Below are 21,705 nucleotides of genomic sequence, written 5' to 3'. Positions count from 1 at the left end.
GATTCGAACCGTTCGTAGGTCCGTGCCCCCGATCAGCCGACCAGATCCGACAAGTCCAGCGCCTACTACCTGGAACCGTTAACGCGAAGCACAATTGGCGGGATAGTTGGAACAGGCCGGTGCATAACGTCCGGCCATCGCACCATGCTGATCAGGAGTTGGACTTGAGCAGGTTCACCGATGAGATGTACGCGACGGCGCAAATCTCGGTTCGCGGGCTGGTGACCGGGGAACCGAATGCGCCGCTGCGGCAGACCTGGCGCGAGATCCACGGGATCGCGCGCCGGATGGCGGGCGGACTGGCGGCGGCCGGTATCGGACACGGCGACGCGGTCGGCGTGCTGGCCGGGATGCCGGTCGATATCGCACCGGCGTGTCAGGGCATCTGGATGCGCGGCGCATCGATCACCATGTTGCATCAGCCGACCCCGCGCACGGATCTGCTGGTCTGGGCGCGCGATACCGAGACCGTGCTGTCGATGATCGATGCGCACGCGGTGGTACTCGGCGCGCCCTTCGAGGCCGCCGAACCGCTGCTGCGCGAGCGCGGCATCACCGTGGTGTGCATCGATCAACTGCGCGACGGCCCGGATACCGATCCGGTGCCGACCGTCGAGACCGATATCGCGTTGCAGCAGTTGACATCCGGTTCGACCGGATCGCCGAAGGCAGTGCGGATCACGCACGGGAACTTCTACGTCAACGCCTACGCCATGTTCGACCGGGTGAAGTTCCAGCTCGACGACGATGTGATGATCAGCTGGCTGCCGCTTTTCCACGATATGGGGATGGTCGGATTCCTCAGCGTCCCTATGCAATTCGGCGCCGAAGTGGTCTGCGTGACACCGATCGACTTCCTGACGCGGCCACTGCTGTGGGCCGAGCTGATCGACAAGTACCGAGGCACCGTCACGGCGGCACCGAATTTCGCGTACTCGCTGCTGGCCCGCCGGCTCGAGCAGGCCGAGGACGGCGCCTACGATCTCAGCAGCGTGCGGTACATGTGGAATGGCGCCGAACCCGTCGATCCGGACACTATGGAAGCGCTGGCCGCGGCCGGCAAACGCTTCCGGCTCAATCCGATGGCGCTCACCCCGGTCTACGGCATGGCCGAAACCACACTGGCCGTATCGATTCCGGATCCCGGACACGGCCAGATCCTCGATGTCATCGATGCCGATCTGCTGGAGGCGCTGGGCAAGGCCGTGCCGGCGCACGACCACCACGGCAATGTCCGCCGCCTGCCGACGCTCGGCTATCTGGTCGACAATCTGGAGGGCCGGGTCGTCGACACGGAGCGCCAGCCGCTGCCGTCCCGTTCCGTCGGCGTGATCGAACTGCGCGGTCCCGCGGTCACGTCCGGCTATGTCACGGTCAACGGGTTCCGCCCGGCACAGGATCCGGACGGCTGGCTCGACACCGGCGATATCGGCTACTTCACCGATGAGGGCCTGATCGTGGTGTGCGGCCGGATCAAGGACGTCATCATCATGGGCGGCCGCAACATCTACCCGACCGATATCGAGCGTGCCGCCCTGCGCGTGGCGGGTGTGCGCCCCGGCAATGCCGTCGCGGTCCGCCTGGATGCGGGTGAGAAGCGGGAAAGCTTCGCGGTCGTCGTGGAAAGCAATGACCACCAGAATGCCGACGAGGTCAAGCGCATCGAACACGACATCGTGCACGCGGTGTTCTCCGAGGTCGGCGCCCGCCCCCGCACCGTCGCCGTCCTCGGCCCCGGCGCCCTCCCCAAAACCTCCTCGGGCAAGCTGCGCCGCTCCGCCACCGCGATTCACCTGCGGTGAATCGAACGGCGTCCTAGTGCAACTGGTTCTGAGCTGGTTCGAGCCCGACGCGCAGTAGCAGTTCGACCGCGTCCGCGGCCTGTTCGACGATCACCGGCACTTCCTTGCGCTCCACCGACGAAAACGGCTTGAGCACATAGTCCGCCGGGTCCTGGCGACCCGGCGGGCGGCCGATGCCGATGCGAGTGCGCAGATAGTCCTTGGTGGTCAGGGCGCTGGAGACCGAACGCAATCCGTTGTGCCCGCCCTCGCCGCCGCCGCGCTTGAGCCGGACCTGACCGAACGGCAGATCCAGTTCGTCGTGCACGACGATCACCTCGGTCGGCGGCACCGAGAAGAATTTCGCCAGCGCCGCGACCGGTCGCCCGGACAGATTCATGAACGAGCGCGGCTTGGCGATCAAGACCTGGCGCCCGTCCAGCCGGGCCTGCAACAGATCCGCGCCGGACTTCTTGTGCACAGCAAAACGGCCGCCGACACGCTGCGCGAGCACGTCGGCGACCAGAAAGCCGATATTGTGCCGGGTGCGCTCGTACTCGGGACCTGGGTTGCCAAGTCCGACCACGAGCGCGGGCCCGGTCGAGGATTCGGTCATTCGGATAACCGATCCGGGGAGTTCTTACTCGGCGCTCGCGGCTTCGCCGGCCTCTTCGGCGGGAGCCTCGGCGGCCGGGGCGGCGATGATGTTGACGATCAGGGCTTCCGGGTCACCGGCCAGGGTGACACCCTTCGGCAGCTCGATCGCGCCTGCGGCGATCTGGGTGCCGGCCTCGACGCCCTCGATCGAGACCTCGATGGCCTCCGGAATGTTGAGCGCGTCGGCCTCGATGGACAGCGTGGTGGATTCCTGGGTGACCAGAGTGCCCGGACCGGCCTCACCGGTCAGCGTGACGTTCACGTCGGCGGTGACCTTCTCGCCGCGCTTGACGATCAGCAGGTCGGCGTGCTCGATGTAGCGGCGAATCGGGTGCACCACAACGGATTTGGTCAGCGCGAGCTGGTTTTTGCCGTCGATGACGAGGTCCAGCACGGCGTTGGTGCCGTGCTCGCGCAGGATGGCGGCGAAGGCCTGGGCGTTGAGCGAGAGGTGCTGCGGGTCGGCGGCGTGGCCGTACAGCACGGCGGGAACGTTGCCCGCGCGACGGGTGCGGCGGGCGGCGCCCTTGCCGAACTCCGTGCGTACGGCGGCTTCGAGGACGTTGGCGTCGGACATGACTAGATCTACTCCCTACGGCTCTTACGGGCTGTCAACAGTGCGCCAGGGATCGTTATCCGCCCTGGCAAAGGTTGGTCTATTCGTCGGGCGAAGACCGAACGAGGACGGCCGAGAGCCGAGCCGCGTCGATCACGGTGAACGCATTACGTCTGCGGTCACCCTCGCCGAGACAACCCGAACACCATAGCGCAAGTGTTTATGTCAAGCTGAATTGGGTGGCGGGGTCGCCTTATCACCGAGGTCGCTGCACTCCGCCTTTCTGTGTGCGCCGTCCGCATGGGCGCCGGTCTGCCGTCGGCATGGCACAGACAGGTCGCGTACGCTGGAGCGGTTGCCGATCGGCTGTCTGAAAGGTTGTTGAAGTTGACCGCCTCCACTGAGGGTGTCGTCACGCCCGCCCCGCGTGGTTTGCCCGCCGAGGTCGCCCGGCGGCGCACATTCGCGGTGATCTCCCATCCAGACGCAGGCAAGTCGACGCTCACCGAGGCACTGGCATTGCACGCCAGAATGATCTCCGAGGCGGGCGCGATCCATGGCAAGGCCGGACGCAAATCCACCGTGTCGGACTGGATGGAGATGGAGAAGGCGCGCGGTATCTCGGTGAGCTCGACCGCGTTGCAGTTCAACTACCGCGCCGCGGGCTCGGAGATCGATAACGTCATCAATCTGGTCGACACCCCTGGCCACTCGGATTTCTCCGAGGACACCTACCGCGTGCTCACCGCCGTGGACGCCGCGGTCATGCTCATCGACGCCGCCAAGGGTCTGGAGCCGCAGACACTGAAGCTGTTCCAGGTGTGTCGCCATCGCGGCATCCCGGTCATCACCGTGATCAATAAATGGGACCGGCCGGGCCGCGCGCCGTTGGAACTGCTCGACGAGATCAGCGAACGGATCGGCCTCATCCCGACCCCGCTGTTCCTGCCGGTCGGCATCGCCGGTGACTTCCGCGGGCTGCTACGTCGGGGTCCGGAGGGTGCGGCCGACGAGTACATCCACTTCACCCGGACCGCGGGTGGTGCGACCATCGCGCCGGAGGAATCGATCGATCCGGAATCGGCCGAGGCCCGCGAGGGACAGGCGTGGACAACAGCCGCCGAGGAGAGCGAACTGCTCTCGGCCACTGGACAGGACCACGATCAGGAGATGTTCCTGGCCGGGCAGACCTCCCCGGTCATCTACGCCTCCGCGATGCTGAATTTCGGTGTGCGCCAACTGCTGGAGACCTTGGTCGCACTGGCGCCCGCACCCGGCTCGCGCGCCGATATCGCCGGCACGTCGCGCAGTACCACCGATCCGTTCAGCGCGGTCGTCTTCAAGGTGCAGGCCGGAATGGATGCTGCACACCGGGATCGGCTCGCGTTCATGCGGATCGTCTCCGGTGAATTCGAGCGCGGCATGGTTGTCACGCACGCGCAGACCGGGCGGCCGTTCGCGACCAAATACGCGCTCACGGTTTTCGGACGCGAACGCTCGACCGTCGACACCGCATACCCCGGTGATGTGGTCGGCCTCGTGAATGCCACCGCACTGGCGCCCGGACACACGCTGTTCGTGGACAAGAAGGTGGAGTTCCCACCGATCCCGTCCTTCGCACCGGAACACTTCGCGGTGCTGCGGGCGCAGAGTGCGGGTAAGTACAAGCAATTCCGCAAGGCCATCGACCAGCTCGATTCCGAAGGCGTGGTCCAGGTGCTGCGCAATGACGCGCGCGGTGACGCGGCACCCGTGCTCGCGGCGGTCGGTCCGATGCAGTTCGAGGTCGTCACCGCGCGGATGCTCGCGGAGTTCAGCGTCGAGACGCATCTGGAGCACCTGCCCTACACGCTGGCCCGGCGCACCGATGCGGAGTCGATGGCCGAACTCGATCGGCAGCGCGGGGTCGAGGTGTTCACCCGCTCCGATGGAGCGCTGTTGGCGTTGTTCAGCGATAAGTGGCGGTTGCAGTACATCGAGAAGGAGCATCCGAAGCTCACGCTCGAGCCACTGGTCGCCACGGCGGACTAGGGATATCAGCCGCGGCGACCGTTCGCGACCCGATTCCGAGGGACGCGGAGTCGGGGTGCTCGGGCCGCCGTGCTCACCCGGCCTCGGGTTCCGCCGCCTCCGGCGCGGGCTCACGCCGCAGCGGGGTGGTGGGGCCGGGTTCGCGTTCGACCGCCGCCATGCCGTCCTCCCGTGTGATCAGCCCCCAGCGACTCGACGTCAGCCGCAGGCTCGGCAGATCGCTGAGCGATAGCACGACCTCATAGGTTCGTTCATATCCGGTATGCGCGATGCGCCACTGACCATCCGTGCAGCGGACGTAGCGATCGGTGTAGAACGCCGCGCCGCGCAACAGCATGTTGTGCGCCGGTATCAGCACGGTATCGGCGAGATACCAAGTGCCGGTGGCGGTGTCGCCTTCGACATCTATCTCCGGATGATCGCATCGGTGCTCGGTGATGACGTGCGGACCGAGGGTGTTGCGCATGAACGCCAGGAACGCGTCCCGCGACTCGAACTGCAGGTATTCGCTGTAGGTGGCGGTCGCCTCCGGGATCATGGTGTCCGCAAATTCATCCCACGACTTGGTGTCGAGGGTGCGCAGATACCTGAACTTCAGGCGACTGATCGCTGACACAGCATCCTGGTCCATATCTCAACAATCCCATTCGAAGTCGCGGTGCTACAGAGATTGGGAGATTTGTATCAGATTGCTATCACTTCGCGCCGAAATCACGGTCAACCGTACGAGTCAGTTCCCGATGGTGAAGCAGGTGTTGCAGAAATCGCTGCCGAATTCGGTCAGCCGCAAACTCTTGCGCACGATCTTGGGCGCACGTCCGGCCTTCTTCAGCGCGGCCTCGACCACCGGCTGCACCTCGAGCACCATATAGCGGCTCAGCACCACCGGATCATCGGAAACCTGGGTCAGGCCGAGGCGGTTGAGGTTGATCAGATAGGTGCGCGCGCGGTCCGGATAACGGACACCGGCCTGTTCCGGAACCGAAGTCAGATCACCGGTCACCAGTTCCGATCCGATGCCGAGCGGACGGTTGGTACGCACATCCACCGTCGGCTGCGGACCGTTCAACGCCATGAACCGCAGAATGCGCGCCTCATCCGGAGCCAACTCGTCGAGGATCCGGTCATAGGCGGGGTGCACGTCCTCGGTGAAGTAGACATCGGCGGAGCGCGCGAGCAGCGCATCGCCGCGGCGACGCAATTCCGCACTGCTGGCCGAGCGCATCGGCGCGCCGATCCCGATCGGCGCCTGCTGCGACGCACCGTTGGAACTCGGTACGTAGCTGACGATTTCGCGCACCGACCCCTCGGTGACACCGAGCGCGCTACGTGCGATGGAGCGCAACGCATTACCGGTGCGCTCGGCGATATCCGCCGACGACTCACCATCGAGCGCGGCCTGGGTGATCTCCTTGGTCACCTCATAGGTCGTCTCGACGGCCCACTGACTACCGCGCACCACGGTGCCCGCCGCGAGCCCCGCCGCTCGGAACACACCGCGAATCAGCCGCGCCTCATTGCTGATCTGCCGCTGTTCGACATCCGAGCTGCGCTCCACCGTGCGGGAACCGGCCCGGGCTATGTCCTGTCCGGCCCTGTCGTCTGTCACTTCTACTCCGATGTATTGCCAAGTGAACGAATACGCCCACAGATTATTGCCAGCCAGCCTTCCAGGTATGCCTTACCGCGAGCCGAGTCGGCCAGCAAAACCCGCCGACCCCTACTGTCGGACGCGTGATGGCCGCCATTGTCTCCGGCGTTGGTTGACACTACGACATTGTGGACACACAGTGTGACTGATGTCTCAGACAATCGGCTGTGGGCCGAGACACTCGCAGTGGACCGGCTGCTCCACTTCACAGTAGGGTCCGTCTGCCGACTGGGTGCTAGTTTGGGTTGCCGGTGAGGCGGCGGTCACCGGTGTATCGGCAGGAGGGTGTCGTGTTGGAGAGTGTTTTCGGGGTGCACCCGACAGTCCTCCTGGAGTTAGTGACTATCCCCCTCTTCACCGGCATCATCGGTTACATCACCAACTGGACCGGCATCCTGATGTTGTTCAAGCCGGTCGCCTTCTACGGAATTCATCTACCCGGATTGCGCGCACTGTTTCCCTTCCTGCCCAAGCGAATTCAGGTACTGCCGCTGCTGAGCTACGACGGCCGAATCGGCTGGCAGGGCATCGTGCCGTCCCGCGCGGACAAAATGGCGAGCATCGCGGTCGACAAGGGCCTCGCGAAACTCGGCAGCGTCGCCGACTTCTATCGGGAACTGGAACCGGACAAGCTCGCCGAACACCTCGCCAGTATTGCCGACGCACAGATCAGGGACATCGTCGAAGAAATCCTGCGCCGCGAACATCCGCAACTCTGGTACAACCTGCCGACCGGTGTGCGCGAGATGATTCATGCGCGAGTCCGCCAGCAGCTGCCCGATATTCTGCGCGAGCTGACCAACGAATTGGGCGCCAATATCGATCAACTGCTGGACGTCAAGCAGATGGTGATCCGCTATTTCCAGGCGCGTCCGCATCTGCTCAACACCCTTTTCCAGGTGCTGGGCGCCAAAGAACTGCGCTTCATGCAGAACTTCGGTTTCTACTTCGGCGCGCCGATGGGTGTGGTGCTGGTCGCGGTGCTGCATCTGACCGGGTGGTCGACACTGGTTGTGCTGCCGATCGGCGGCGTCATCATCGGCTGGGTGGTCAACTGGATCGGCCTGAACATGATCTTCGCGCCCGCGTACCCGAAGTGGTGGTGCCCATGGCGGCAGGGTCTGCTCATCAAGCGCCAGCTCGAAATCACCGACGGCTACGCGGAATTGGTCTCCAGTCAGGTGATCACCGTCGCCAATATCGGTGACGAGCTGCTGAACGGCCCGCGCTCGGACCGGACCATGCAGATGCTCGAGGACACGCTGCGCCCGGCCGCGGACCGGGCGCTCGGACCGGCGCGGCCGGCGGTGAAGTTCGTGCTCGGCAGCCGGGAGTACGATTCGCTGCAGTCGACGCTGACCACCGAGGCCATATCCATCGCTCCGATCGCCTTCGCCGATCCGGATTTCAACGTCCAGCAGGGTAGGCAGATCAACGACTACATCGCCAAACAGATGTCGGCGCTATCGCCCCCCGACTTCGTGGATATGCTGCGATCGGCCATCAAACAGGACGAATGGCTCCTTTTTCTGCATGGCGGCGTGTTGGGGCTCTTCGCCGGATACGCTCACATCCTGATCTTCGGAACGGGAGTGGCGACAACATGGCTGTGACTGAAGCTGGCGGCGACGATCCGCGAGCCGCCGGGCGGGGCTCCGAGCGAGCGGCCCAGTCCGAAGTGGCCGAAACCGCAACAACTCCCGAGTCGGTATCGGACCAATCGACGCAGATCGCACGGCTGCCGGTCGGCGCGGTCGAATCGGCCGCGCCGAAGCGGGAGCCCAACTCGGTGCGCAAGACCGTGCGGGCGACCACCGGGGTCGCCCGGGTCGCGGTGAGCGCGGCGGCCGGGGTGACCGCGTGGGGCATCGACACCGTCCTCGGCGTCGGGGCCACGGTGGTGCGCGGCAGTATCGCCGGAAATCCACCGCGCGCGGTGCTGGCCGAGGCCGAGGCAGAGGTACGCGACGCGGTGCGGCGCGCGTTGGGTCTGCCCGCCACGCCCGAACAGCCCACGCCCGATGCCGTTCCCACGCTGCGCGAGCAGGGCGCCGCGCTGCTGCGGCTGTCGGCGAGTACCCAGGGCGAGCCCCAGGAAACCCACCCGGCCTTCGCGCGCATGCTCGAGGAGTTGACCCCCGATGAGGCGCGCATCCTGCGCTTCCTGCACCTCGACGGCCCGCAGCCCTCGATCGATATCCGCGCCGGACGGCCACGCGGCATCGGTGTCGAGCGAATCATCTCCGGGCTCAACCTGATCGGCGAACATGCGGGCCTGCGGTTCCCCAACCGCATCCAGCAATATCTGCCCAATCTGCGCCGCCTCGGCCTGATCGAATTCGTCAAGGAACCGGTGGGCAACCCGAACCGCTACCAACTCCTCGAAGCCCAATCCCCGGTCCGAGAAGTGTTGAAGCGCTCCGGTTTCGGCACCAAGGTCTACTACCGCAGCATCGCGCTCACCGGCTTCGGCGCGGACTTCGTCCAAACCTGCCTGCCGGTTGTGGTCCAGGATGGGCGCGTCTCCGGCACCAGCTAGACCAGCGCCGCTCGGATCAGGCGCCGTCGGCCAGTTCCAGCCAGCGCTCCTCCACGGATTCCTTCTCGGCCAGGACCTGTTTCAGCTCGGCGCCCAGGGTGATGAGTTTGTCCGGATCGGTGGCGGCGTCGGCCAGGGCGGTGTGCAGGCGCTGCTCGCGCTCGGTGAGTTTGTCGATGGTGCGCTCCAGTTTGGCCAGCTCCTTGCGGGCTGCGCGGTAGGCGGCGGAGTCGGTGGCTGGGGTTTCGGCGGGCTTGGGCTCGGCGGATCGGGTTGTGCCGGAGCTCGATGCGGCGCGCTTCTGCAGATATTCATCTATGCCGCCGGGCAGGTTGGTGAGCTTTCCGTCGCCGAACAGGGCCCAGGTGGAGTCGCAGATGCGCTCGATCAGATAACGGTCGTGACTGATCACAACCATGGTGCCCGCCCAGTTGTCGAGCAGGTCTTCCAGTTGTTGCAGGGTGTCGATGTCAAGGTCGTTGGTCGGCTCGTCGAGGAGCAGAACATTCGGTTCGGACATCAGGATGCGGGTCAGTTGCAGTCTGCGACGCTCGCCACCGGACAGGTCGCCGACCGGGGTGCGCTGGCGGGCCGGGGTGAAGCCGAGACGCTCGGCCAGCTGACCGGCAGAGATTTCCTTGTCCCCCAGCATGATTCGCTGCGCGATCTGCTGTACCGCTTCCAGGACGCGCAGCTCGGTGGGCAGGTCGTCGAGTTCCTGACGCAGCCAACCGATCTGGACCGTCTGCCCCTGAACGCGTTTGCCCGCAGCGGGTTCGATGGCGCCGGCCAGCGTGCGTAGTAGCGTCGTCTTGCCGGAGCCGTTCACGCCGACCAGGCCGACTCGCTCCCCCGGTGCCAGGCGCCAGGTCAAGTCGCGCACCAGCTCTCGGCCGTCCGGAGTGGTGAGGGTGGCATCCTCTAGTTCGATGACGACGCGGCCCAGGCGCTTTCGCGCGAATGCGGCCAGCGAGACGCTGTCGCGCGGTGGCGGCACATCGGCGATCAGCGCCTCGGCCGCCTCCACCCGATAGCGCGGCTTGGAGGTGCGGGCCTTCGCACCGCGCCGCAACCAGGCCAACTCCTTGCGCGCCAGATTCGCGCGTCTGGCCTCGGCGGCATCGGCCTGCCGCGCCCGCTCGGCGCGTGCGAAAATCCAGTCGCCGTAACCACCTTCATAGCTCTCGACCTTGCCGCCGACGACCTCCCAGGTGTCGGTGGCCACGGTGTCGAGGAACCATCGATCGTGGGTCACCACCACCAGGGCGCTGCGGCGTTCGACCAGATGCCGGGCCAGCCACTGCACGCCCTCGACATCGAGATGGTTGGTCGGCTCGTCGAGCACGAGTAGATCCAGATCGCGGACCAGCGCGGCGGCCAGTGCGACGCGGCGGCGCTCGCCACCGGAGAGATTGTCGACCGAGGCGTCCAGACCGAGGCCCTCGATGCCGATGCCCGCCATTACCGAACGGATGCGCGGATTCGAGGCCCATTCGTGTTCGGCGACGCCGTAGCCATCTCGGCGCTCCCGGGGCTCTCCGTGGTCACGCAAACTCTCGCCGCCGTGCCCGTCGCTCGCGCCAGCGGGCCGCGCATCATCGGCCAATCCGGCCAGCACGACGGATCCGACGGTCGCACCAGCGGGCAGCACGCCACGCTGGGTCACCACCGCCATCCGCAGCCCGCCGACTCGGCTCACCCGGCCACTGTCGGGCGGTTCGAGACCGGTCAGCACCTCCAACAGGGTGGTCTTGCCGCCACCGTTCAGGCCGACGACACCGATCCGCTCGCCAGCGTGAATGCCGAGCGAAACGGTGTCCAGGAGCGGTTTGATACCGAAACTCTTGGAGACCTGTTCGAGGTTGATCAGGTTGGACATGGATCCTTCCGAGGATGACAGCCGGCGGGATGGGTGGGCTCGGCCCGCCTCTGGCGCGTATTTTGCCGGCCGTGCGAGCCTACTCACCTTCCCTTGTGGGCCGACGGTCGCGGTCCGGGACCTTGGGACGTACCCGACGAGTTACCCATGTCCTTACGAAATCAGTGATCACTTGCCGGAGTCCTCGGCCGTTTGCACAACGAACGTCGTTCGCTTACAGTGACATTCACGAACGACGTTCGTTACGAACAACGTTAGCGATGGCGCTCCCGAGGTACAGCCGCAGAATGGGAGCCCCACCTCGGGATCGAGGTGATCAGGGGCGGCACGGTGTCAATTTCCGCTGATCTGGAGGTTCTCATGCACGTCGGACTTGGTCTGCCCATTTCCGATCCCGCCGCCCTGCTCGACTGGGCCCGCCGCGCCGACGCGGGTCCGTTCTCCACCCTCGGTCTGCTCGACCGACTCGTCTACGACAATCCAGAACCACTGGTCGCGCTCGGCATGATCGCCGGTGCCACCAGCCGGATCAAGGTACAGACCGAGGTGCTCATCGCGCCGCTGCGCGAGCCGACGCTGCTCGCCAAACAGGCCGCCACCCTCGATCGCATGTCCGGTGGCCGGCTGGTGCTCGGCCTCGGCGTCGGCGGTCGCGCGGATGATCACATCGCCTCCGGCACCGAGCTGCGCTCCCGCGGCCGCCGCCTGGACGAACAGCTAGAGATCATGCGCCGCCTGTGGTCCGGCCGGCCGTACAACACCGACTGCGGACCGATCGGTCCGGCACCGCTGCGTCCCGAGGGACCCGAGCTGCTCTTCGGCGGCTTCCAGCCCGCCGCCATCGATCGCGTCGGCCGTTGGGGCGGTGGCTTTCTCGCCGCCGCAGCACCGTCGTGGGCTGGTGGCCTGTTCGACACCGCCCGCCGCTCATGGAGCGAGCACGGCCGCGCCGGCGTGCCCCGCATTGTCGCTCAAGTCAATGTTGCGCTCGGCGCACCCGGCGTCGTCGAAGACGCCCGCGCGTCGATGGGGGCCTATTACGAATTCAGCGGTCGTGCCGATTTCATGCTGGCCGGAATGCTCACCACGCCCGCCGAGATCCGCACAGCCATCGGCCAATTCGAGGATCTCGGCGCCGATGAGGTCATGCTCTATTGCTACGGCCGCGACGCCGACCAAGTGGACCGGCTCGCCGACGTCATCGCATAACCCGGCGAAACGTCAGCGCTTGCCGGGTACCTCACTGCTGATGACTCGCGCACCGGGTACCGGCCCGCTCGCGGTGCGTACGCTGCGGCACACACCCGCACCCGCGAGCTCGGCCGCGACCGCCACCGCGGCCTCCTCGCTGTCACAGAGAAATGCGCAGGTCGGGCCGGAGCCGGAGACCAGCCCGGCCAGCGCACCCGCACCGACGCCCGCGCGCAATGTCCGGCGCAACTCCGGCTTCAACGACAGGGCCGCCGCCTGCAGATCGTTACCCAGCAGAGGCGCAAGCTGTTTCGGATCACCGGAGGCCAGCGCCTGCATCAATTCCTGCGGCCCGCCCAGCCGGGGCGGGTTGCCGATTTCGCGTAGTCGGTCCAGTTCGGCGAAGACCGCGGGGGTGGACAATCCACCCTTGGCGAGCGCGAGCACCCAGTGAAAGGTATTGCGGGACAACACCGGAAGCAGCCGCTCACCCCGACCGGTGCCGAGCGCCGTTCCGCCATGCAGCGCGAACGGCACATCGCTGCCGAGCTCGGTTGCGACCGCGAATAATTCGTCACGGGTCAGCCCGACATCCCAGAGTTCGTTCAGCCCGACCAGCGTCGCGGCGGCATCCGCACTGCCGCCCGCCATCCCACCCGCCACCGGAATGCCCTTGTTGATGGCGATTTCCACCAGCGGGGCGCGGCCGGCCAGATGTGCGATGCGTACGGCGGCCTTCCACACCAGATTGGTTCGATCGGTCGGCACATCGTCGGCGCCCTCGCCGCTGACCCGCACGGTCAACGAGGCGGCGGGCGCCAGCTCCAGATCATCGCTGAGCGAGAGGGCCTGGAACACCGTGGTCAGCTCGTGATAGCCGTCCGCGCGCACATCACCGACGCCTAGGTGGAGGTTCACCTTGGACGGCGCGCGCACGACGACGGGACTTGGCACAACTGACAACACGGTGCTCAAGCCTATCCCGTGGGTACGACAGGTGCTCAGCTCGAGATGAGACGTTCACCGCCCATGTGCCGGACGGTTACAGCAGCGCCCCGCCGGTGGCATCGATCCACTGCCCAGTGACCCACCGCGCATCGTCGGAGGCGAGGAATGCGGTGATATCCGCGATATCACCGGGCTGTCCGACACGATTCAACGGCGACCAACCGGCCACCAATGCCTCGGTCTCGGTATTGCGCAACCAGTTGGCGTTCATATCGGTATCGATCACGCCCGGTGCGACAGCATTCACGGTGATGCCGCGTGCGCCGAGTTCCTTTGCCAGCGTTTGGGTGAACGTATCGATCGCGCCCTTGGTCATCGTGTAGGCGATCAGCTCCGGCATTTTCGCCCCGTGCGTGAGGCCGGTGGAGACATTGACGATGCGCCCGCCGTCGCGCAAGCGATCCAGCCCCAGCTTGGTGACGAAGAACGGCGCCTTCGCGTTGACGGCGAAGAGGCGGTCGAAGGCGGCCTCATCGGTACCGCCGATCGGTTCGCGGATGCCATCGATGCCCGCGTTATTGACGATGACGTCCACGCCGTCGGCCTGCGCGTCGAATGCGGACCACAGCGCCGCGGCATCGCCGGGTACGCCGAGTTCGGCCTGGATCGCGAAGGCCGAACCGCCCGCCGCCTCGATGGCCGCGACGGTTTCCTTCGCCGCCTGCTCATTGCCGTTGTAATGCACGGCGACCCGCGCCCCCTCCCTGCCGAGCCGCTCCGCGATGGCCCGGCCGATGCCACGACTGGCACCGGTCACCAGCGCCGTCTTGCCGTCGAGCCGGCCGGTTTGCAGCAGTGCACCCATGACAGATTCCTTTCTCTAGCGGTCGCTACAGAAAGGACGTTAGCACATTCTCTAGCGACCGCTATAAAATGTGGTCATGAGTGCACCGCCCAGGGGACGCCCCCGCTCGTTCGATCGGGATGCCGCGCTGGAAAAGGCGCTGCGGCTGTTCTGGGCACGGGGCTACGAAGCGACTTCGATCGGCGATCTGACCGCAGCGATGGGAATCGGCGCACCGAGCCTGTATGCCGCATTCGGCGATAAGGCGACGTTGTTCAATGAGGTGGTGCAGGCCTTCGGCGCACGCTACGGCAGCTTCATCCCGCGCGCGCTCGCAGAGGAACCGACCGCCGAGGCGACGGTGCGCCGGATTCTGCGCGAGGCAGCGACGGAGTACACCCGGCCCGATTGCCCGCACGGTTGCCTGGTGATCAGCGCCGGACTCAACACCACCAGCACAGAGATCGCCGACATGCTGCGCGCACTTCGGAATCGGAATGTGGAGAGCTTCGCCACGCGCATCCAAGCGGATATCGATGCGGACTTGTTGCCGCCGGAAACCGATGCGGCCACGCTCGCGAGGTATGTCGGCACCGTTATGCAGGGCATGTCGCAGGCGGCCCGGGATGGCGCGAGTCCCGCTCAACTGGAGCGGGTGGCCGAGATGGCCATGCACGGCTGGCCTTCCGCCACTCGAGGCTGAATCAGCAGGCAATTCGACCGGGCGTTCGGGAACTATCCGAACCTGCGTCGCGACTAGTCGATGAACCCCTGAAACGACAGAGCGACTCCCACTTGCGCTCAATACCCACCGGGGGTATGTTCGTTGACGTTGGGGATACCCCCACACCGTATGATCGAATGTGAGCGAAGGAGTCGGAGATGGCCACGAGCACCTACACCGTCACGGGGATGACCTGCGGACATTGCGTCAACTCGGTCAAGACGGAGATCGGCAAGATCGATGGCGTGACCAGCGTGGACGTCGACCTCGCCAGCGGTTCGGTCCGGGTGGACAGCACCGCACCGCTCACCGACGCCGATGTCGCCGCCGCCGTGGACGAGGCGGGATACGAGGTCGCCGTCTGATACAGGTCCGGCCGAGATCCGTCGCGGCCGACGGCGGTCTCGTCGCACTGTTCGGTGTCGCGCCCGGTATCGGCGCTCTGATGGGCGATCCGACCGGCACGGCACCGAACCACGGCGGGTAGGCGCATCCGGTTGTCTTGCGCGCCAACAACCTTGCCTACCTGCACATCCATCCGCAGGACGAAATCGGCAGCATGCCAGCAGGTCCGGAGGTCGGCTTCCATGCCCGACCTCGAGCGCGGGCGCATTTCGATGGTATCTAGACTTCTGCACGGCGATGTCGTGCATGCCGCCGAGTTCACCGCACGCGTCGAATTATTCACAGCGCCATTCACATCCGATGCTGGACACCATTCGGGTGGCGCGGTCACCCATGATCGCATGCGCCGACCAGCGCGTGTCCGAGTTGATATCCGGTGCTATGACCTGCGCTTTCTATGCGACACGCAGCGTGCGTCGGCACGCCTGAGTCGATTGCCGCAGTGCGGGATACCGGCATCGCGACCAACAAGGCAAAAGTTGGCTATCCACAATCGCTTTCACCGGGGCGACGCCTCAGCAAGCCAACCGTGTGGATAACGCGGTGTGCGATCCCATCTCGATCACAACAGAAACCGACCGGTCCGACGTACGCACCTTGCCACTCACACCTGGGCGGCGAGGCGGACGAAGGCTGCGGTGTCGAGGGTTTCGCCGCGGGCGGTCGGGTCGATACCGGCCCCGACCAAGCGGCGTTCGGCTTCGGCCGGTGTACCGGCCCAGCTGCCGAGGGCGGCGCGGAGGGTTTTGCGGCGCTGAGCGAAGGCGGCGTCGACGACCTCGAAGACGCGCCGGCGGTGCGCCTCGTCCATCGACCACGGCGGTTCGGCATAGCGTTCGATGCGAACCAGGCCGGAATCTACGCGTGGCACCGGCCAGAACACCTGGGTGCCCACCGCGCCCGCGCGGCGCACGGTGCCGAAGAAGCCCGCCTTGACGCTCGGCACACCGTAGATGCGACTGCCGGGTTCGGCGGCGAGACGGTCCGCCACCTCGGCCTGCACCATCACCAATGAGGTTGTGATGCTGGGCAATTCGGCGAGCAGGTGCAGCAGTACCGGCACGGCGACGTTATAGGGCAGATTCGCCACCAGCGCCGACGGTACCGCGGGCAGGCTGTCCGCGCGGACGCGCAGCGCATCGGCTGCCACGACGGTCAAATTCCCGGCCAGTTCCGGCGCGCGATCGGCGACGGTCACCGGAAGGTGCTTCGCCAGTACGGGATCGATCTCGATGGCGATGACCGAATCCACCACATCGAGCAGCGCCAATGTCAACGAACCGAGCCCAGGCCCCACCTCGAGCACCGTATCCCCGCGCCCCACCCCGGCCGCCGCGACAATCCGACGCACCGTATTGGCATCATGCACGAAATTCTGTCCGAGCTGCTTGGTCGGCCGCACGCCGAGTCGCTCGGCCAGCGCCCGCACCTCGGCGGGTCCGAGCAGCGCAGCACTCCCACGCGCGGAAATATCGGGTTCGGACACGTCCGACAAGGTATCAACCCAACCTGTCCGTGCCCGAGTGGCACAGTTGAATCGGCGATCAGCCGATGCCCAAGCGGCCGATACAGCCGGGCCAGGCGCCCCAACCCTGGAGGGTGCGAGTGACTTCGGCGATCGCGATCTGCTCTTCGCGGGTGGCCAGGTCGGGGCGCTGTGCGTATTTGAGACCGCCCTGGCTTTCCCAGGTGCCCTGGTCGAATTGGATGCCGCCGTAGTAGCCGTTGCCGGTGTTGATCGCCCAGTTACCGGTGGATTCGCAGCGGGCGAGCGCATCCCAGATATCGCCGTCACGCACCGCCGGTACCTCGGTGCCGGGCTTGGCGCCCTTGCGGATGGTCTTCGGCTGCGCCGTCACCTTCACATTCGAGGCGATCGGCCGCCGACCGACCTCCTGGCCATTGACCATGGTGACCGCGAACGTCACGTCCTGCACACCGGGCTCACCCGGGCTCTCCACCACGGTCCGGCTCATATTCAGGGTCGGATCCTCGATCACATTCTCCGACGGATCCAGCGGCACCGTCTCGACCTTGTTCTCGATGCGTTTGCGGGTCACCACGATCCGCTGCCCATCGGTGAGCGGCGTCGTTGCCGCGGGCTCGACGGTGTCCTCCTCGATCAGCGGAATGCCGGCGACGGCAAGAAATTCACCGACGGTCGGCGCGGCCAGTCGAACATCGACCGGATTGCCGATGCCGTCGAGCAGCGATACCGAACGCGGGGTGGCGATCTGCAGCGCGGCGCCCTCCAGCGGCAACTTCTCGTTGCGGGCCGGGGAGACGAATACCTCGCGGGGCAGGTGCAGTTGGTCGACCACATCACCCGCGGTCAGACCGGTCGACCACACCTTCTCGGCCTTGCCATCCAGCGATACCGCGACCTCGCGCGCCCGGATGTAGGTGATGGTCGCGCCATCGGTAATCGTCGCGGCCAGCGCGGGCCGGACCTGGTCGCGGTCGTTCACAAAGAAACCCGCGGCCTTCAACACTCCGCTGACATCGCCCGACATGGTGGTCTGCGTCATCCGTTCGCCATCCACGACGACTGTGACCGTCTTGCGGTTCACGATCGCCATCGCGGCACCGACGATCAGCGTCACCAGCAGCGCCGCGACCGCTGCATACAGCAGCGGCGAGCGGGACTGGTTGATCCTCGTGAACGGAGACATGGTCACAGTACGATAACGAAGGAGTCAGGGGTCGACAACCCTAGACTTACAAGCGGCAGATTCGATATCACAAATCAATATCGACACCGCAGGTAAATCACAAAACGCACCAACCGAAGTGACCTAGAACACATCAGCCATCCAGCCCCCTTGCACATCGGCGGAGGCTTCGAATGTCGGCGTCAGAACAAGATCGCGGAAACGACTTCTCGAGCAATGCCGCCAGAACTCCCGATGGAGCTCGAACAGAAATGCAATCGGTTCAGATGCCGTAAATGCGGCGGGCGTTCGCGGTGGTTATTTTCGCGAGCGCCAACGGATCCTGTTCGCGCAATTCCGCGAGGGCGCGCACGGTGTACGGCAGGCAATACGGTTCATTGGGCGCACCGCGGAACGGATGCGGAGTCAGATACGGCGCATCGGTCTCCACCAGAATCTGGCCGTCGGGCACCACCTTGGCGGCCTCCCGCAATTCATGGGCGTTCTTGAAACTCACCGTGCCGGAGAAGCTGAGGATGTACCCCTCGGCCACACACGACATCGCCATATTGGCGTCCGAGGAAAAGCAATGGAAGATCACGGTTTCCGGCGCGCCCTCGTCCAGCAGTACCGTCAGCAGATCGTGGTCGGCCTCGCGGTTGTGGATCATGAGCGGTTTGCGCAAGCGTTTGGCCAGGTCGATATGCCAGCGGAAGCCCTCGATCTGATCCTCGATATCGGCGCAGCCCTCGAGCTTGCCCGGCCAGTAGTAATCGAGTCCGGTCTCGCCGATCGCGACAACACGCGGATCGGCGGCCAACCGCTCCAGCTCGACCTTGGTCGCGTCATCCAGCACATTCGCCCGCGTCGGATGCAGCGCTACGGCGGCGAACACCCGGTGGTCCCCATTCGCGGCCCGTACGGCCCACTGCGCTGCGGCCAGATCATCGGCGACGGTGACCACGTGGCCGACCCCGACCGAGGCCGCGCGGTCCACGATCACCGCTGTCGACTCCGCGTCGGTGGCGCCGCAGGCATCCAGATGCGTATGCGCGTCCACCAGCGGCGCGAGCGGTTCCGGCAGCTCGGGCGCGGGCCGTTTGGCGCTCACGACTCCGCCTCGCTAGCGCTCGGCTCCGCCGCGCCCGCCAGGCGCTGCAACATCGTTCCCTCGCTACGCTCGCTCACCAGCGACTCCACCTCACTAACGCCCGCCTCCGTCGCGCCCGCCAGGCGCTGCAACATCGTTCCCTCGCTACGCTCGCTCACCAGCGACTCCACCTCACTAACGCCCGCCTCCGCCGCGCCCGCCAGGCGCTGCAACATCACTCGCTCGGTCATCGGCGAACTCCGGCAGACCAGAACGCGAGCACGGGACGGCGGCCATCGCCGCGGGGGATATTCACGTGAGCGTCGGAATCCACGCGCATTAGAGTAGATGCACCATGAGCGAAGCTGACCGCCCCGCCTTCTACATCACAACGGCCATCGCATACCCGAACGGTGCGCCGCACATCGGGCATGCGTACGAGTACATCTCGGCCGACGCCCTCGCCCGCTTCAAGCGGCTCGACGGTTATGACGTCTTCTTCATGACCGGTACCGATGAGCACGGGCAGAAGATGCAGCAGACCGCGGTTGCCGAGGGTGTGCCGGTGGCCGAGCTCGCGGCGCGCAATTCGAATGTGTTCGAGGCGATGGACAAGACGCTCGACATCTCCTATGACCGCTTCATCCGCACCACCGATGACGACCACCAGGTGGCCAGCGTCGCGATCTGGGAGCGGATGCTCGCCAATGGCGATATCTACCTGGACAACTACTCGGGCTGGTACTCGGTGCGTGACGAAGCGTTCTATACCGAGGAAGAAACGACGCTGCTCGAGGACGGCACCCGGATCTCCACCGAAACGAAGACGCCGGTGACCTGGACCGAGGAGTCGAACTACTTCTTCCGGCTGTCCAACTACCAGGACAAGCTGCTCGCGCTCTATGACGAGCATCCCGAATTCATCGCGCCCGCAACAGCCCGCAATGAGATGGTGAGTTATGTGAAGGCGGGTCTGAAGGACCTGTCCATCTCGCGCACCACCTTCGACTGGGGCGTGCCGGTGCCCGGACATCCCGATCACGTGATGTACGTGTGGGTGGACGCGCTGACCAACTACCTCACCGGCGTCGGCTTCCCGGATACCGAATCCGGTGCGTTCCAGCGGTTCTGGCCCGCCGACGTACACATCATCGGTAAGGACATCACCCGGTTCCACACCGTGTACTGGCCCGCGTTCCTGATGTCGGCCGGGATCGAATTGCCGAAACGCGTTTTCGTGCACGGGTTCCTGTACAACAAGGGCGAGAAGATGTCGAAGTCGGTCGGCAATGTGGTCGACCCGCTCGCGCTGGTCGACGAATACGGCGTCGACCCGGTGCGCTTCTTCCTGCTGCGCGAGATCTCCTACGGTCAGGACGGCAGCTACAGCCACGAGGCGATCGTCGGGCGGATCAATACCGATCTGGCCAATGAATTCGGAAATCTGGTGCAGCGCAGCTTGAAGCTGGTCGCCCGCGACTGCGGGGGCGTGGTGCCGACACCGGGCGAGCTCACCGAGGCCGATCGCGCACTGCTCGACCGCGCCAACGGTCTGCTGGAGCGCTGCCGCGCCGAATTCGATGCGCAGCAAATGCATTTGGCGCTGGAGGCGATCTGGCTGACGCTCGGCGAGGCCAACCGCTACTTCTCCGCGGAGGCGCCATGGGCGTTGGCCAAGACCGGCACCGAGGAGTCCCTGGCCCGCGAGGCGACGGTGCTGTACGTGACCACCGAACTGCTGCGCATCGTCGCGATTCTGGTGCAGCCGGTGCTGCCGGAATCGGCGGGCAAGATCCTGGATCTGCTCGCCCAGCAGAACCGTTCGTTCGCCGATATCGCGACCCCGCTGGTCCCCGGAACCGCACTGCCGGAGCCGGAAGCGGTATACCCACGCTACGTGGAGCCGAAGAAGTAACCTGAAGCGCTACCGCCGCCGAGCGGTAGCGCTTCAGTGTGTTCGGCTCCAGCCCACTACTTCCAGCGATTCAGCAGCCTGTTGGCTTCCTCGGTCAGGGCCCACTGCAAAAATGGGCCGAAGGTGATGCGGGCGACGCCCTGATCGGCCAGTACCGCCTTCTCGGATACGCCGGGCTGCACGACTGCGCTGATCGGCAGCGGTAATTCGCTGGTGAGACGGCGCATATCGGCGTCGGCATGCAGCCCGGCCGGGAACAGCGAGTCGGCACCCGCCGCGGCGGCCAACTTCAGGCGCTCGATGGCGCGGTCGACGCGATCACTGTCGTCACCGTCCTTGCGCATGAACAGGTCGGTGCGGGCATTGATGACCACATGCACACCGGCGGCATCAGCGAACTGACGCAGGCCGTGCACCAGATCGGCGTGCTCCTGGGCACCGCGCAACCGGCCGCCCTCGCTGTGCACGGTGTCCTCGATATTGAGGCCGATCGCGCCCGCCTCCAGCAGCCCCTCGATCAACTGCGCGGGCTCGAGTCCATAACCGGATTCGATATCGACGGAGATCGGAACATCGACCACATCGGTGATCTGCCGGACGCGAGTCAACAGTTCCGCGAATGTCATCCCTTCCTTATCGCTGCGCCCGACCGAATCGGCAACCGGATGACTACCCAGGGTCAGCGCCGAAAACCCGGCCGCGACAGCGATATTCGCCGACCACGCATCCCACACCGTCGGAAAGACACCGGGATCGCCCGGGACATGTAGTTCGAGAAACGCCTTCGCCTTGCTTTCCAAAGAGGTCATGACACCGATCATCGTCTCGCTCGTGATCGATAGC

Annotated in this window: 20 protein-coding genes; 8 read left to right on the top strand and 12 right to left on the bottom strand. The window is 65.6% G+C overall.

The window, feature by feature from the left end; translation table 11 throughout:
• The first annotated feature begins 164 nt into the window (after positions 1-164).
• The gene (locus AB0J29_RS13850) at positions 165-1,802 is read left to right on the top strand and encodes a fatty acyl-AMP ligase (protein WP_364784448.1); all 1,638 of its coding nucleotides are present in this window, start codon (positions 165-167) and stop codon (positions 1,800-1,802) included.
• Between the two features lie 13 nt (positions 1,803-1,815).
• Here AB0J29_RS13850 and pth read toward each other — a convergent pair whose 3' ends face one another.
• Together pth and AB0J29_RS13840 are read right to left on the bottom strand one after the other, a co-directional pair.
• Positions 1,816-2,397, bottom strand: a complete 582-nt coding sequence (gene pth / locus AB0J29_RS13845; RefSeq protein WP_062986458.1) for an aminoacyl-tRNA hydrolase — start codon at positions 2,395-2,397, stop codon at positions 1,816-1,818.
• A 24-nt stretch (positions 2,398-2,421) separates the two neighbouring features.
• Entirely contained in the window at positions 2,422-3,015 is a 594-nt protein-coding gene (locus AB0J29_RS13840) for a 50S ribosomal protein L25/general stress protein Ctc (RefSeq protein ID WP_364784444.1), read from the bottom strand.
• Between the two features lie 411 nt (positions 3,016-3,426).
• On the opposite strand from AB0J29_RS13840, the gene AB0J29_RS13835 reads away from it, so the two are divergent.
• Entirely contained in the window at positions 3,427-5,025 is a 1,599-nt protein-coding gene (locus tag AB0J29_RS13835; protein WP_364784784.1) for a peptide chain release factor 3, read from the top strand.
• A gap of 73 nt (positions 5,026-5,098) precedes the next feature.
• Here the strand turns inward: AB0J29_RS13835 and AB0J29_RS13830 are convergent, their stop codons facing one another.
• Together AB0J29_RS13830 and AB0J29_RS13825 are read right to left on the bottom strand one after the other, a co-directional pair.
• Complete coding sequence (locus AB0J29_RS13830; RefSeq protein WP_364493390.1) at positions 5,099-5,656, bottom strand: nuclear transport factor 2 family protein; 558 nt, start codon at positions 5,654-5,656, stop codon at positions 5,099-5,101.
• 99 nt (positions 5,657-5,755) lie between these two features.
• The gene (locus AB0J29_RS13825) at positions 5,756-6,583 is read right to left on the bottom strand and encodes an Abi-alpha family protein (RefSeq protein WP_364784781.1); all 828 of its coding nucleotides are present in this window, start codon (positions 6,581-6,583) and stop codon (positions 5,756-5,758) included.
• A gap of 431 nt (positions 6,584-7,014) precedes the next feature.
• On the opposite strand from AB0J29_RS13825, the gene AB0J29_RS13820 reads away from it, so the two are divergent.
• Both AB0J29_RS13820 and AB0J29_RS13815 read left to right on the top strand, forming a co-directional pair.
• The gene (locus AB0J29_RS13820) at positions 7,015-8,289 is read left to right on the top strand and encodes a hypothetical protein (protein WP_364784441.1); all 1,275 of its coding nucleotides are present in this window, start codon (positions 7,015-7,017) and stop codon (positions 8,287-8,289) included.
• Complete coding sequence (locus AB0J29_RS13815; RefSeq protein ID WP_364784438.1) at positions 8,280-9,215, top strand: Abi-alpha family protein; 936 nt, start codon at positions 8,280-8,282, stop codon at positions 9,213-9,215. Before AB0J29_RS13820 ends, AB0J29_RS13815 begins: the two co-directional genes overlap by 10 nt.
• Before the next feature lie 16 nt (positions 9,216-9,231).
• Here the strand turns inward: AB0J29_RS13815 and AB0J29_RS13810 are convergent, their stop codons facing one another.
• Positions 9,232-11,094: an ABC-F family ATP-binding cassette domain-containing protein gene (locus tag AB0J29_RS13810; protein ID WP_364784435.1), complete on the bottom strand. Its 1,863-nt coding sequence runs from the start codon at positions 11,092-11,094 to the stop codon at positions 9,232-9,234.
• A gap of 330 nt (positions 11,095-11,424) precedes the next feature.
• Between AB0J29_RS13810 and AB0J29_RS13805 the strand changes: the two genes are divergently transcribed.
• Positions 11,425-12,303: an LLM class flavin-dependent oxidoreductase gene (locus AB0J29_RS13805; protein ID WP_364784432.1), complete on the top strand. Its 879-nt coding sequence runs from the start codon at positions 11,425-11,427 to the stop codon at positions 12,301-12,303.
• 12 nt (positions 12,304-12,315) lie between these two features.
• Here the strand turns inward: AB0J29_RS13805 and AB0J29_RS13800 are convergent, their stop codons facing one another.
• Both AB0J29_RS13800 and AB0J29_RS13795 read right to left on the bottom strand, forming a co-directional pair.
• The gene (locus tag AB0J29_RS13800) at positions 12,316-13,251 is read right to left on the bottom strand and encodes a 4-(cytidine 5'-diphospho)-2-C-methyl-D-erythritol kinase (RefSeq protein WP_364784429.1); all 936 of its coding nucleotides are present in this window, start codon (positions 13,249-13,251) and stop codon (positions 12,316-12,318) included.
• A gap of 76 nt (positions 13,252-13,327) precedes the next feature.
• Positions 13,328-14,098 (bottom strand): SDR family oxidoreductase, encoded by a 771-nt coding sequence (locus tag AB0J29_RS13795; RefSeq protein WP_364784426.1) that lies wholly within the window; start codon positions 14,096-14,098, stop codon positions 13,328-13,330.
• A gap of 76 nt (positions 14,099-14,174) precedes the next feature.
• On the opposite strand from AB0J29_RS13795, the gene AB0J29_RS13790 reads away from it, so the two are divergent.
• Together AB0J29_RS13790 and AB0J29_RS13785 are read left to right on the top strand one after the other, a co-directional pair.
• Positions 14,175-14,780, top strand: a complete 606-nt coding sequence (locus AB0J29_RS13790) for a TetR/AcrR family transcriptional regulator (RefSeq protein WP_364784423.1) — start codon at positions 14,175-14,177, stop codon at positions 14,778-14,780.
• 179 nt (positions 14,781-14,959) lie between these two features.
• On the top strand, positions 14,960-15,166 hold the full coding sequence (locus AB0J29_RS13785; RefSeq protein WP_364784420.1) for a copper ion binding protein: 207 nt from the start codon (positions 14,960-14,962) through the stop codon (positions 15,164-15,166).
• 644 nt (positions 15,167-15,810) lie between these two features.
• On the opposite strand, the gene rsmA is transcribed toward AB0J29_RS13785, so the two are convergent.
• The 4 genes from rsmA to AB0J29_RS13765 form a co-directional block, all read right to left on the bottom strand.
• Positions 15,811-16,692, bottom strand: a complete 882-nt coding sequence (rsmA, locus tag AB0J29_RS13780; RefSeq protein ID WP_364784417.1) for a 16S rRNA (adenine(1518)-N(6)/adenine(1519)-N(6))-dimethyltransferase RsmA — start codon at positions 16,690-16,692, stop codon at positions 15,811-15,813.
• A 58-nt stretch (positions 16,693-16,750) separates the two neighbouring features.
• Positions 16,751-17,878: a transglycosylase family protein gene (locus AB0J29_RS13775; RefSeq protein ID WP_364784414.1), complete on the bottom strand. Its 1,128-nt coding sequence runs from the start codon at positions 17,876-17,878 to the stop codon at positions 16,751-16,753.
• Positions 17,879-18,140: 262 nt separating this feature from the next.
• Positions 18,141-18,968 carry a TatD family hydrolase gene (locus tag AB0J29_RS13770; protein ID WP_364784411.1) on the bottom strand — a complete coding sequence of 276 codons (828 nt, stop codon included), beginning with the start codon at positions 18,966-18,968 and terminating at the stop codon, positions 18,141-18,143.
• Positions 18,965-19,198 carry a hypothetical protein gene (locus AB0J29_RS13765; protein WP_364784408.1) on the bottom strand — a complete coding sequence of 78 codons (234 nt, stop codon included), beginning with the start codon at positions 19,196-19,198 and terminating at the stop codon, positions 18,965-18,967. Before AB0J29_RS13765 ends, AB0J29_RS13770 begins: the two co-directional genes overlap by 4 nt.
• 104 nt (positions 19,199-19,302) lie before the next feature.
• Between AB0J29_RS13765 and metG the strand changes: the two genes are divergently transcribed.
• Positions 19,303-20,862, top strand: coding sequence for a methionine--tRNA ligase (metG, locus tag AB0J29_RS13760; protein ID WP_364784405.1), 1,560 nt, complete (start codon positions 19,303-19,305; stop codon positions 20,860-20,862).
• A gap of 56 nt (positions 20,863-20,918) precedes the next feature.
• Here the strand turns inward: metG and AB0J29_RS13755 are convergent, their stop codons facing one another.
• Positions 20,919-21,671: an isocitrate lyase/phosphoenolpyruvate mutase family protein gene (locus AB0J29_RS13755; RefSeq protein ID WP_364784402.1), complete on the bottom strand. Its 753-nt coding sequence runs from the start codon at positions 21,669-21,671 to the stop codon at positions 20,919-20,921.
• Positions 21,672-21,705: the final 34 nt, after the last annotated feature.

This window comes from Nocardia sp. NPDC049707, assembly GCF_040674855.1.
GTDB lineage: Bacteria > Actinomycetota > Actinomycetes > Mycobacteriales > Mycobacteriaceae > Nocardia.
Note: the sequence above shows the minus strand (reverse complement) of the source record. Positions and strands in the feature narration are given on the sequence as shown.

Excerpts from the sequence above, each read along its gene's own strand:
- pth (WP_062986458.1), bottom strand. The coding sequence starts at position 2,397 with ATGACCGAATCCTCGACCGGGCCCGCGCTCGTGGTCGGACTTGGCAAC.
- AB0J29_RS13840 (WP_364784444.1), bottom strand. The coding sequence starts at position 3,015 with ATGTCCGACGCCAACGTCCTCGAAGCCGCCGTACGCACGGAGTTCGGC.
- AB0J29_RS13830 (WP_364493390.1), bottom strand. The coding sequence starts at position 5,656 with ATGGACCAGGATGCTGTGTCAGCGATCAGTCGCCTGAAGTTCAGGTAT.
- AB0J29_RS13815 (WP_364784438.1), top strand. The coding sequence starts at position 8,280 with ATGGCTGTGACTGAAGCTGGCGGCGACGATCCGCGAGCCGCCGGGCGG.
- AB0J29_RS13810 (WP_364784435.1), bottom strand. The coding sequence starts at position 11,094 with ATGTCCAACCTGATCAACCTCGAACAGGTCTCCAAGAGTTTCGGTATC.
- AB0J29_RS13795 (WP_364784426.1), bottom strand. The coding sequence starts at position 14,098 with ATGGGTGCACTGCTGCAAACCGGCCGGCTCGACGGCAAGACGGCGCTG.
- AB0J29_RS13790 (WP_364784423.1), top strand. The coding sequence starts at position 14,175 with ATGAGTGCACCGCCCAGGGGACGCCCCCGCTCGTTCGATCGGGATGCC.
- AB0J29_RS13785 (WP_364784420.1), top strand. The coding sequence starts at position 14,960 with ATGGCCACGAGCACCTACACCGTCACGGGGATGACCTGCGGACATTGC.
- AB0J29_RS13775 (WP_364784414.1), bottom strand. The coding sequence starts at position 17,878 with ATGTCTCCGTTCACGAGGATCAACCAGTCCCGCTCGCCGCTGCTGTAT.
- AB0J29_RS13765 (WP_364784408.1), bottom strand. The coding sequence starts at position 19,198 with ATGACCGAGCGAGTGATGTTGCAGCGCCTGGCGGGCGCGGCGGAGGCG.
- metG (WP_364784405.1), top strand. The coding sequence starts at position 19,303 with ATGAGCGAAGCTGACCGCCCCGCCTTCTACATCACAACGGCCATCGCA.
- AB0J29_RS13755 (WP_364784402.1), bottom strand. The coding sequence starts at position 21,671 with ATGACCTCTTTGGAAAGCAAGGCGAAGGCGTTTCTCGAACTACATGTC.